11 protein-coding genes, 1 rRNA gene and 1 riboswitch are annotated in these 11,241 nt (G+C 69.6%); of the genes, 11 read left to right on the top strand and 1 reads right to left on the bottom strand.

Features of this window, described 5'->3' with window-relative positions; genetic code table 11:
- Positions 1–33: 33 nt before the first annotated feature.
- The 11 genes from rrf (at position 34) to ACZ7D7_RS30305 (ending at position 10,478) form a co-directional block, all read left to right on the top strand.
- Positions 34–150, top strand: a 5S ribosomal RNA gene (gene rrf / locus ACZ7D7_RS30355).
- 109 nt (positions 151–259) lie between these two features.
- Entirely contained in the window at positions 260–868 is a 609-nt protein-coding gene (locus ACZ7D7_RS30350) for a CDP-alcohol phosphatidyltransferase family protein (RefSeq protein ID WP_470828472.1), read from the top strand.
- A gap of 115 nt (positions 869–983) precedes the next feature.
- Positions 984–3,479 carry a sugar phosphate nucleotidyltransferase gene (locus ACZ7D7_RS30345; RefSeq protein ID WP_470828470.1) on the top strand — a complete coding sequence of 832 codons (2,496 nt, stop codon included), beginning with the start codon at positions 984–986 and terminating at the stop codon, positions 3,477–3,479.
- 98 nt (positions 3,480–3,577) lie between these two features.
- The gene (locus ACZ7D7_RS30340) at positions 3,578–4,486 is read left to right on the top strand and encodes a DUF881 domain-containing protein (protein ID WP_470828469.1); all 909 of its coding nucleotides are present in this window, start codon (positions 3,578–3,580) and stop codon (positions 4,484–4,486) included.
- Positions 4,483–4,815 (top strand): small basic family protein, encoded by a 333-nt coding sequence (locus ACZ7D7_RS30335; RefSeq protein ID WP_009343209.1) that lies wholly within the window; start codon positions 4,483–4,485, stop codon positions 4,813–4,815. The genes ACZ7D7_RS30340 and ACZ7D7_RS30335 overlap by 4 nt, the downstream gene beginning before the upstream one ends.
- Before the next feature lie 5 nt (positions 4,816–4,820).
- Entirely contained in the window at positions 4,821–5,657 is an 837-nt protein-coding gene (locus ACZ7D7_RS30330) for a DUF881 domain-containing protein (protein ID WP_470828467.1), read from the top strand.
- Positions 5,658–5,847: 190 nt separating this feature from the next.
- Positions 5,848–6,678, top strand: coding sequence for an FHA domain-containing protein (locus ACZ7D7_RS30325; protein WP_470828466.1), 831 nt, complete (start codon positions 5,848–5,850; stop codon positions 6,676–6,678).
- 42 nt (positions 6,679–6,720) lie between these two features.
- Positions 6,721–7,464: a transcriptional regulator FtsR gene (ftsR, locus tag ACZ7D7_RS30320; protein WP_470828464.1), complete on the top strand. Its 744-nt coding sequence runs from the start codon at positions 6,721–6,723 to the stop codon at positions 7,462–7,464.
- Positions 7,465–7,542: 78 nt separating this feature from the next.
- Entirely contained in the window at positions 7,543–8,016 is a 474-nt protein-coding gene (locus ACZ7D7_RS30315; protein WP_470828462.1) for a bifunctional nuclease family protein, read from the top strand.
- Between the two features lie 199 nt (positions 8,017–8,215).
- On the top strand, positions 8,216–8,899 hold the full coding sequence (locus tag ACZ7D7_RS30310; protein ID WP_470828460.1) for a MerR family transcriptional regulator: 684 nt from the start codon (positions 8,216–8,218) through the stop codon (positions 8,897–8,899).
- A gap of 55 nt (positions 8,900–8,954) precedes the next feature.
- A complete protein-coding gene (locus ACZ7D7_RS30305; protein WP_470828459.1) occupies positions 8,955–10,478 on the top strand; it encodes a DNA polymerase IV in 1,524 nt (507 codons plus the stop codon).
- Between the two features lie 18 nt (positions 10,479–10,496).
- Here the strand turns inward: ACZ7D7_RS30305 and ACZ7D7_RS30300 are convergent, their stop codons facing one another.
- Complete coding sequence (locus ACZ7D7_RS30300) at positions 10,497–10,868, bottom strand: PRC-barrel domain-containing protein (protein WP_470828458.1); 372 nt, start codon at positions 10,866–10,868, stop codon at positions 10,497–10,499.
- Between the two features lie 114 nt (positions 10,869–10,982).
- A riboswitch (glycine riboswitch) is annotated at positions 10,983–11,078 on the top strand.
- Positions 11,079–11,241: the final 163 nt, after the last annotated feature.

The following is an 11,241-nucleotide window of genomic DNA, read 5'->3' as shown; positions in this document are numbered from 1 at the left end:
TGGTCACCGGGTTGGTTGTCTGTTTCATAGTGTTTCGGTGGTCATAGCGTAGGGGAAACGCCCGGTTACATTCCGAACCCGGAAGCTAAGCCTTATAGCGCCGATGGTACTGCAGGGGGGACCCTGTGGGAGAGTAGGACACCGCCGAACAATCATTGGAGCTCTGGCTCTTGGGTATCTGGCCCAAGAGCCAGAGCTTTTTTGCGTTGAGGTAAGGTCAGGGAGCATCGTTGGCTCGTTTCCCACAGGAGGCCCCCGGGTGGAGGTCCAGGAGACCCGCGTCCAGACAGACCGGGTGCTCACCATCCCGAACATCCTCAGCATGGCGAGGCTCGTCGGCGTACCACTCTTCCTGTGGCTGATCCTCAGGCCCGAGTTCGGCGGTCCGAAGAGCGACGGCTGGGCGCTTCTGGTGCTCATGCTGAGCGGGATCAGTGACTACCTGGACGGCAAGCTCGCACGGCGCTGGAACCAGATCAGCAGCCTCGGTCGGCTTCTGGATCCGGCCGCCGACCGGCTCTACATTCTCTCGACTTTGGTCGGCCTCACCTGGCGCGAGATTCTGCCGCTCTGGCTGACCGCCGTACTGCTGGCGCGGGAGCTGGTTCTGCTCGTCATGGTGGGCATCCTCCGGCGGCACGGCTATCCGCCGCCGCAGGTGAACTTCCTGGGCAAGGCCGCCACCTTCAACCTGATGTACGCCTTCCCGCTCCTGCTGCTCAGTGACGCAAGTGGATGGATCGCGTCACTCGCTGCTATTTTCGGATGGGCGTTCGCCGGATGGGGTACAACTCTGTACTGGTGGGCAGGAGTTCTCTACGTGGTACAAGTCCGCCGGCTGGTCCGGGCGGACGCCATGGCCGATTGAACCCGTTCATTGGTGAGGCCGTTACGGCCGGATGGCCCGCGGCGGAAAAGTGCGGGACAATTTTGGCGGGTGAAGTCGGCCAGACCGTCGTCTCTTCAAGGAGGACGCTTCCGACATGAAGGCCGTCGTGATGGCCGGAGGCGAAGGCACGCGCCTTCGTCCCATGACCTCAAGCATGCCCAAGCCGCTCCTGCCGGTGGCAAACCGGCCGATCATGGAGCACGTTCTGCGGCTGCTCAAAAGGCATGGTCTCAATGAAACCGTCGTCACCGTTCAGTTCCTGGCCTCGCTGGTCAAGAACTACTTCGGTGACGGTGAAGAGCTCGGTATGGAGCTCAGCTATGCCAACGAGGAGAAGCCACTCGGTACCGCCGGAAGCGTCAAGAACGCCGAAGAGGCGTTGAAGGACGATGCTTTCCTTGTCATCTCCGGTGATGCCCTGACCGACTTCGACCTCACGGACCTCATCAGTTTCCACAAGGAAAAGGGCGCGCTCGTCACGGTCTGCCTGACGCGTGTTCCGAATCCGCTGGAATTCGGCATCACCATCGTGGACGAGGAAGGCAAGGTCGAGCGCTTCCTGGAGAAGCCGACCTGGGGCCAGGTCTTCTCGGACACGGTGAACACCGGTATCTACGTCATGGAGCCCGAGGTCTTCGACTACGTCGACCCCGACGTGCCCGTCGACTGGTCCGGTGACGTCTTCCCCCAGCTGATGAAGGAAGGCAAGCCGATTTACGGCTATGTCGCCGAGGGCTACTGGGAAGACGTCGGCACGCACGAGAGCTACGTCAAGGCGCAGGCCGACGTGCTCGAGGGCAAGGTCGACGTCGACATCGACGGCTTCGAGATCTCGCCCGGCGTATGGGTGGCGGAAGGCGCCGAGGTGCATCCCGATGCCGTGCTCCGCGGTCCGCTCTACATCGGCGACTACGCCAAGGTGGAAGCCGGCGCCGAAATCAGGGAGCACACCGTCGTGGGCTCCAACGTCGTCGTGAAGAGCGGTGCCTTCCTGCACAAGGCCGTCGTGCACGACAACGTGTACGTCGGACCGCACAGCAACCTGCGTGGCTGCGTCGTCGGCAAGAACACCGACATCATGCGCGCGGCCCGCATCGAGGACGGCGCCGTCATCGGTGACGAGTGCCTGATCGGTGAAGAATCGATCGTCCAGGGCAATGTGCGCGTCTACCCCTTCAAGACGATCGAGGCCGGTGCCTTCGTCAACACCTCGGTGATCTGGGAGTCCAGGGGCCAGGCGCACCTCTTCGGCGCCCGTGGCGTCTCCGGCATCCTGAACGTCGAGATCACGCCGGAACTGGCCGTCCGCCTGGCCGGTGCCTACGCGACCACCCTCAAGAAGGGCTCCACGGTCACGACCGCCCGCGACCACTCCCGTGGTGCCCGTGCGCTGAAGCGGGCGGTGATCTCCGCTCTCCAGGCCAGCGCCATCGACGTACGGGACCTGGAGAATGTGCCGCTGCCCGTGGCGCGGCAGCAGACCGCGCGGGGCAGCGCCGGCGGGATCATGATCCGGACCACGCCCGGCGTTCCCGACTCCGTGGACATCATGTTCTTCGACGGGCAGGGCGCGGACCTGTCGCAGGGCAGTCAGCGCAAGCTGGACCGGGTGTTCGCGCGTCAGGAGTACCGGCGTGCGTTCCCGGGCGAGATCGGTGACCTGCACTTCCCGGCGAGTGTCTTCGACTCGTACACCGGGTCCCTCTTGCGGAACGTGGACATCACCGGGATCGCCGAGTCCGGGCTGAAGGTCGTGGTCGACGCGTCCAACGGCAGTTCCGGTCTCGTACTGCCCAGCCTGCTCGGCAAGCTGGGCGTCGACTCGCTGACGATCAACCCGGGTCTCGACGAGTCCCGGCCCACCGAGTCGGCCGACATGCGCCGGTCGGGGCTGGTGCGGCTCGGCGAGATAGTGGCGTCGTCCCGCGCCGCGTTCGGTGTGCGGTTCGACCCGGTGGGTGAGCGGCTGTCCCTCGTGGACGAGAAGGGCCGGATCATCGAGGACGACCGGGCGCTGCTGGTGATGCTCGACCTGATCGCCGCCGAGCGGCGCAGCGGCCGGGTGGCGCTGCCCGTGACCACCACCCGGATCGCCGAGCAGGTGGCCGCGTACCACGGCACCCAGGTCGAGTGGACCACGACCTCGCCCGACGACCTGACGCGCGTCGGACGCGAGGAAGGGACCATCTTCGGCGGTGACGGCAAGGGCGGCTTCATCGTCCCCGAGTTCAGCGGCGTCTACGACGGCACGGCGGCCTTCGTACGGCTCATCGGCCTGGTGGCCAGGACGCAGCTCACGCTGAGCCAGATCGACGCGCGCATTCCGCGGGCGCACGTCCTCAAGCGGGACCTGGCGACGCCGTGGGCCGTGAAGGGACTGGTGATGCGCCGGGTCGTCGAGGCGGCCGGGGAGCGGTTCGTGGACACCACGGACGGTGTGCGCGTCGTGGAGACCGACGGGCGTTGGGTGATGGTGCTTCCGGACCCGGCGGAGGCCGTCACGCACCTGTGGGCGGAGGGCCCCGACGACGCCTCCGCGCAGGCCCTGCTGGACGAGTGGTCGGCCGTCGTGGACAGCGCGGGACGGTAAATCGGCCTGCACGTGTGCGTGCCGGACAAGCGTCCCCAAGGGGGCCTGTCCGGCACGCCGGTGGGGCCATTCGGAGGTAGTGGCCGCCACGTGCGACGATGTGCGGCATGCCGCAGCAACCCCCCGTTCGGAGCACTCCCACGCGGCCCCCGCGCCCGGACGCGTCCATGTCGTTGCTCACCAATGTCATGGACCACAGCCTCGACGACGGGTATGCCGAGGCCGCGGAGCGCAAGAAGGCCGCCGGCGACGGAGGCATGCCGAAGACCCTCCGGGCGAAGCTCGGCCTCGCGGCCGGTCTGGTGCTCGCGGCGCTCGTCGTGACCGTGGGGGCAGCGCAGGCGCGCGTGGCGGCGCCCGCGGTGGCCAAGGAGCGCGAGGAACTGATCGACCGCATCGACCGGGAGACCGCGACGGCCGACGAGCTCGAGGAGAGCATCGACGAGCTGCGCGACGAGGTCGGCGCACGCCAGCGCGAGGCGCTGCGGAACAGCGGCGGCGACCGGTCGACGCTGGTGGGCATCCTGTCGGGGGCCGTGGCCGTGCACGGTCCCGGCGTGAAGCTCGTGGTGAACGACGCGAAGGACACGTCCACGGGCGGTGACGGCGACCCGCGCGGCACCTCGGGCTTCTCCGACACGGGCCGGGTGCGCGACCGTGACCTCCAGCGCGTGGTCAACGGGCTGTGGGAGTCGGGAGCGGAGGCCGTGTCCATCAATGGGCAGCGGCTGACGGCACTGTCGGCGATCAGGGCGGCGGGCGACGCCATACTGGTCGACAACCGCCCGCTGGTGCCGCCGTACACGGTGCTGGCGGTGGGGGACGGCAAGCGGCTCAGCACCCGGTTCCAGGACAGTGCCGACGGGTTGTACCTGCACGCCTTGCAGGAGAACTACGGCATTCGGACCGCCATCTCCGTGGAGGACGACCTCCGCCTGCCCGCCGCGCCGCGGGTGATCGTACGTACAGCACAGCCGATAACCGAGACTGAGAAGGGCACATCGTGATCGCCGTACTGGGCCTCGTCCTGGGAGTGGTGGCCGGCCTGTTGGTCCGGCCCGAGGTTCCGGCGGTCGTCGAGCCTTATCTGCCGATCGCTGTCGTCGCGGCGCTCGACGCCGTCTTCGGCGGTCTGCGGGCCATGCTCGACGGCATCTTCGACGACAAGGTCTTCGTCGTGTCGTTCCTGTCGAACGTCGTCGTGGCCGCGCTGATCGTGTTCCTGGGCGACAAGTTGGGCGTGGGTGCCCAGCTGTCCACGGGAGTCGTGGTCGTCCTCGGCATCCGGATCTTCTCCAACGCCGCGGCGATCCGCCGGCACGTGTTCCGGGCGTGAGACCGATGAGCGACAAGGACGAGGCGAACGAGAACAGACTGCGCAAGGAGCTGCCGCAGGAGGTGCCCGCGGCCGACGCGCCCGAGGCCGCCGACCCGCCGGCCGAGGAGGAGCCCGCGCTGACCGGGCGGCAGCGGCTGGTCGCCGCGGTGTGGCCGCCGCGCGCGTCGCGGGCGCAACTCATCGTCGCCCTGCTGCTGTTCGGCCTCGGCTTCGGCCTGGCCGTGCAGGTGGCCTCCAACAGCGAGGGCGACGGCGCGCTGCGCGGCGCGCGTCAGGCGGATCTCGTGCGCATCCTCGATGAACTCGACGACCGCACACAGCGTCTTGAGGACGAGAAGCGGGGACTCGAGAGGCAGCGCGACGAGCTGGAGAACAGCTCGGACCAGGCCGAGGAGGCCCGCAGGCAGACGATCGAGAAGGAACGGCAACTCGGCGTGCTGGCGGGCACGGTGGCCGCGCAGGGCCCCGGCATCACCATGACCATCACGGACACGAAGGGGACGGTCGAGGCGAACATGCTGCTCGACGCGGTCCAGGAGCTGCGCGCGGCCGGTGCCGAGGCGATCCAGGTGAACGGCGTGCGCGTGGTGGCCGGGACTTTTCTGGTGGATTCAGGGAACGGGGTGAGCGTCGACGGGAACAAGATCAACGCGCCCTATCGTTTCAAGGTCATCGGCAAGCCGCAGGACCTCGAACCGGCGCTCAACATCCCTGGAGGCGTGGTGCAGACACTGGAGAAGGAACAGGCCACCGTCGCGGTCGAGCGGTCCGACAAGATCGTCGTGGACGCCTTGCGAGCGGCGAAGCGGCCTGACTACGCTCGGTCGTCCTCCCAGTGAACCGGGGGTGCATGGCGACAGTCCGGCGGGGGCATGAGGTTGCGGGGGGTCGGCGCACCGAACGGGTGGTGCGTGGTGGAAACTGTCTGGTGGATACGGACGTTGTGAAGATGTCCGGGTCGGCCGGTGTAGGCAATCAGGGTTCGTCCTGCCCCACGGGCGGGTCTGTTTCGGTCAAGGGGAATCGCCCGTGAAGTTGTTTGCGAAGTTGTTCGGCAAGAGCGCGCGAGAGGGCGGCGACAACGCCACCGCTCGGCACCGCGCACAGCCCGACGCGGAAGGGCAGCGTCCGCTGTTCCGGGACCAGGTGGCTGGGCCGGGCGGTGGCCCTTCCGGTGGTCAGGGCGCGCCGTCTGTTGACCCTGCGCAGTCCGGCGGCATAGGTTTCGGGCAACCGTCAACCTCAAGTACGGGTGGAGGGTTTTCCGGAGACCCGTACGCGTCCCATGCCCCCGAGGGGCAGCCGCGGCAGGAGGATCCGTCCATGTCGGCCCTGGTGTGTACGAGGTGCGGTAACCGCAACGCGGAGAACAGCCGCTTCTGCTCCAACTGCGGCGCCCCGCTGAGGGCCGGTGCGGCCGCGGAGCGTCCGTCGGAGACGACGTCCACGATCTCGATCTCCGGTCTCGAGGCCTACGACTCCGAGACCACCGGTCAGACGGCGATGCCGGCGCTCTCTCCCGAGGCGCAGGCCGCTGTCGACGCGCTTCCGCAGGGTTCCGCGCTGCTGGTGGTGCGCCGCGGCCCGAACTCGGGCAGCCGCTTCCTCCTGGACAGCGACCTGACCACGGCGGGCCGGCACCCGCAGAGCGACATCTTCCTGGACGACGTCACGGTCTCCCGCCGCCACGTGGAGTTCCGCCGCGGTCCGGACGGCTCGTTCACTGTCGCGGACGTCGGCAGCCTGAACGGCACGTACGTCAACCGCGAGCGGATCGACCAGGTCGCCCTGTCGAACGGCGACGAGGTGCAGATCGGAAAGTACCGGCTGGTGTTCTACGCGAGCCAGCAGGGCTACTGACCCGCCCCGGACCGCGGTCCGGGGAACCCCCAGGGAAGGTCCATGCGGCAATCACGGAGCGGTGGCGCCGGACCCGGCGCCGCCGCCACGGACAGTGGACTGATGAGCATCGGCACGGTGCTGAACGTGCTGCGTGACGAGTTTCCCGAAGTGACCATCTCCAAGATCCGTTTCCTGGAGTCGGAAGGGCTCGTCGAACCGCAGCGGACCCCTTCGGGGTACCGCAAGTTCAGCGCCGCCGACGTCGAGCGCCTCGGTCATGTCCTGAGGATGCAGCGGGACCACTACCTGCCGCTCAAGGTGATCCGCGAGCACCTGGACGCCATGGAGCGCGGCGAGGCCGTGGAACTGCCGGCGCTGGGGCGTCAGCGGGACGGCGAGGCCGAGCCGGAACCCCTGACGGGACAGGCGCCCACCGCGGCCCGCATCGGGCGGGACGAGCTGCTCGCCGCCGCCGGGATCGGCGAGGAGGAGCTGGCGGAGTGGGAGTCCTACGGGCTCGTGACGCCGCTGCCGGACGGGTCGTACGACGCGGAGTCGGCGACCGTCGCCTCCCTGGTCGTGGAGCTCGGGCGGTTCGGGATCGAACCGCGCCACCTGCGGGCGATGAAGGCCGCCGCCGACCGGGAGGCCGGGCTGGTGGACCAGGTGGTCGCGCCGCTGAGACGCCACCGCAATCCGCAGACCAGGGCGCACGCCGAGGCCCGGGCGAAGGAGCTCGCGGGGCTGACGGTGCGCCTGCACGCCGCGCTGGTCCAGACGGCGCTCGGGGTGCGGCTGCCCTGAGGTTCGGCGGGCCCCGGATCGGCCAACCGTTCCCGGCCCGACTACCCAAACGTCCCGGGCACGGCCTAGGGTTGCTGTGTGAACGAGCTCGATGTCGTAGGTGTCCGGGTCGAAATGCCCTCCAACCAACCGATCGTGCTGCTGCGGGAAGTGGGAGGCGACCGCTTCCTGCCCATCTGGATCGGTCCGGGGGAGGCGACGGCGATCGCCTTCGCCCAGCAGGGCATGGCCCCTGCCCGCCCGCTGACCCACGACCTTTTCAAGGACGTGCTGGAAGCCGTCGGCCAGGAGCTCACCGAAGTGCGCATCACCGACCTGCGTGAGGGCGTCTTCTACGCGGAGCTGGTGTTCGCCAGCGGAGTCGAGGTCAGTGCCCGCCCGTCCGACGCCATAGCGCTGGCGCTGCGCACCGGCACGCCGATCTACGGCAGTGACTCGGTGCTCGACGACGCGGGGATCGCGATCCCTGACGAGCAGGAGGACGAGGTGGAGAAGTTCCGCGAGTTCCTCGACCAGATCTCGCCGGAGGACTTCGGCTCCAGCAACCAGTGATGCGGCATGGCATGTGCCGGTGGCGACCGCGGGCGTCCTGCGCCCCGTTCTGAGCGCATTCGGCTAGCCTTTCCCCGCGGTGGGACACGGGAAACCACTCTTAGGGTGATTATCACTCGGCGTGCCGAGTGTGGCGATCGTTGACGCACCCCTGGTGACTGCCTACCGTCGAGAAGGCAGGTCAAGGACGGAGGTCGGCGTGAGAAGCAGCGGCGACGGTACGGTTGGGGGCGCCCCCGGACACAGTCTCGGGGCCGGCGGTCCGTACCCTCCCCCGAGCTCTCGGCTTCTCTCGAGCAGGGGGTATCCCCATCACAGCAGCGCCGCCGATCACGCTCCGCAGCGACCGACGGCCGTGCCGAGCAGCGGAGGGGCGACGTCCATGACGTCCGAGCAGATCGGCTATCGCGGCCCGACGGCCTGCGCGGCCGCCGGCATCACCTACCGGCAGCTCGACTACTGGGCCCGCACCGGCCTGGTCGAGCCCAGCGTGCGGCCCGCGCACGGGTCGGGGACGCAGCGGCTGTACAGCTTCCGGGACGTCGTCGTCCTGAAGATCGTCAAGCGGTTCCTGGACACCGGGGTGTCCCTGCAGAACATCCGCACCACCGTCCACCATCTGCGTGAGAGCGGCTTTCGCGACCTCGAGCGCATGACGCTGATGAGCGACGGCGCCACGGTCTACGAGTGCACCTCGCCCGACGAGGTGCACGCCCTGCTCCAGGGCGGCCAGGGCATCTTCGGCATCGCCGTCGGCGTGGTCTGGCGGGACGTCGAGAGCGCGCTGTCGCAGCTGCACGGGGAGCGGATCGACACCGGCGAGACCCTCGTCGGGCACAACCCCGCGGACGAGCTGGCCCGGCGCCGCAACCGCGCGGTGTGAGCCGGCGCCCCGTCGGAGCGGGGCGTTGTCAGTGGCGTAGGGCAGCATCGGAACTGTGAGAGCCGCGCCCACGATCCTGCATCTCGACATGGATGCCTTCTTCGCCTCGGTGGAGCAGGCGTCCAAGCCGAGCCTGCGGGGGAAGGCCGTGATCGTGGGCGGTCTCGGCCCGCGCGGAGTGGTCGCCACCTGCTCCTACGAGGCGCGTGTCTTCGGGGTGCACTCGGCGATGCCCATGGCGCAGGCCCGGCGGCTCGCGCCCAACGCCGCGTATCTGGTGCCCCGCTTCGGTCTGTACCGGACGATCAGCGAGCAGGTCATGGAACTGCTGCGGGCACTGTCGCCGCTGGTGGAGCCGCTGAGCCTGGACGAGGCGTTCGTGGACCTGGAGGCCGGGGGAGCGGCCTGGGACGAGCGGTCGGCGCGACTGGTCGGCGAGCGGCTGCGGGCGGACATCAGGGCCGTCACCGGCGTCACCGGGTCGGTGGGCCTCGCCGCCTCCAAGATGCTCGCGAAGATCGCGTCCGAGCAGGCCAAGCCGGACGGGCTGGTGCTGATCGAGCCGGGCACCGAGCGGGCCCTGCTCGCCCCGCTGTCGGTGCGGACGCTGCCCGGCGTGGGGCCGGCGACCGGCGACCACCTGCGGCGGGCCGGCATCCACACCGTGGACGAACTCGCCGAGGCGGGCGAGGACGAGCTCGTACGGCTGCTGGGCAAGGCGCACGGGCACGCGCTGTACGCGATGGCGCTGGCGCACGACGAGCGGCCCGTGGTGGCCGAGCGGGAGACCAAGTCGGTGTCGGTGGAGGACACCTACGACGTGGACATCCACGACCGGACGCGGGTCGGTCTCGAGGTGCAGCGGCTGGCCGACCGGTGCGTGCGGCGGCTGCGCGGGGCGGGGCTGTCGGGGCGGACGATCGTGCTGAAGGTGCGGCGGTACGACTTCTCGACGCTGACGCGCTCGGAGACGCTGCGCGGGCCCACCGACGACCCGGCGGTGGTGCGGGAGGCCGCCGCCCGGCTGCTGGAGTCCGTGGACACCACGGGCGGCGTCAGGCTGCTCGGCGTCGGGGTCAGCGGCCTCGCCGACTACACGCAGGAGGACCTGTTCGCGCAGGCGGCCGGGGAGCACGCCGAGCTGCCCGACGAGGACCGCGACGACGAAGGGCCCGCCGAGGAGCGGCGGGCACCCGCCGAGCGGCGCTGGCCCGCCGGACACGACGTGCGGCACGCGGCGTACGGGCACGGGTGGGTGCAGGGCAGCGGGCTCGGGCGGGTCACCGTGCGGTTCGAGACGCCCGACTCGGAGCCCGGGCGGGTGCGTACCTTCCGCACCGACGACCCCGACCTGGAACCGGCCGAGCCGCTCCCTTTGGTCGCGCGAAGACCCGGCGACGCCGCGACCGCCGGGGGCGCGTCGGGGTCCGCGGGGAGCGAGGCCGGGAGCGCCGGGGGCGCGGAGGCCGGGACCGTCGGGGGCGACGCCGGGACCGCGGGGGCCGGGACCGTCGGGGGCGCGTCCGGGGTCGACACCGCCGCCGCCGAGGGCACGGCCGGGAGCGGGGGCACGGGCTGAAGGGCGCCTCGCCGGGTGTCAGGCGTCGTCGGTGCCGGCCAGCTTGCCGAAGTCGCGGTCCGGGACGGGCGGCGGGGCGGCGGCGTCGAGGCCGTAGTGGTGGTAGAGCTGGAGTTCCTGCTCGGGCGAGAGGTGGCGGCCGACGCCGAAGTCCGGGGCGTCCTTGATCAGGGCACGGTCGAACGGCACGCGCAGGGTGCCCTCGACCAGCTCGCTGGGCTCCAGCGGAACGAACGCGTCCCTGCCGAACAGGCCCGTGCGTATGGCCGCCCACTCGGGTTCACCGGTCGCGTCGTCCAGGTAGATCTCGTCGACGGTGCCGATCTTGGTGCCGTTGCGGTCGAACGCCTTGCGGCCGATCAGATTGCGCGGATCGATGTCGGTCTGCACGGGCCCTCCACTTTGGTCGCAACTCCTCCGTCAGCACTACAAAAGAGCACATTCAGGTCAGCGGCCACTCGAAGGCCCGACCGTTGACCTCGCTGGTAGGCTGACAAAGGCTGCTGACCCCGTGCGGGAGAGTCCTCCGAGCTCCACAGGAGGCGCCGAAGGAGCAAATCCTCCCCGGAATCTCTCAGGCCCACGTACCGCACGGACGAGGTCACTCTGGAAAGCAGGGCGGGTGTCGACGGCTTCCGCTCTCACCGACGGTGAAAGCCGGGCGCTCTCGGGCCGCCCGGTGAAGCTCTCAGGTTGAGATGACAGAGGGGGAGGCCGTCCGGGTACCCGCGCCGTGGTGCCCCTCGAAGGTCGCGTCAGACCA

The organism is Streptomyces sp. NPDC037054, from assembly GCF_055606745.1.
The sequence above is the reverse complement of the archived record's forward strand: the minus strand, read 5'-3'. Positions and strand labels throughout refer to the sequence as shown.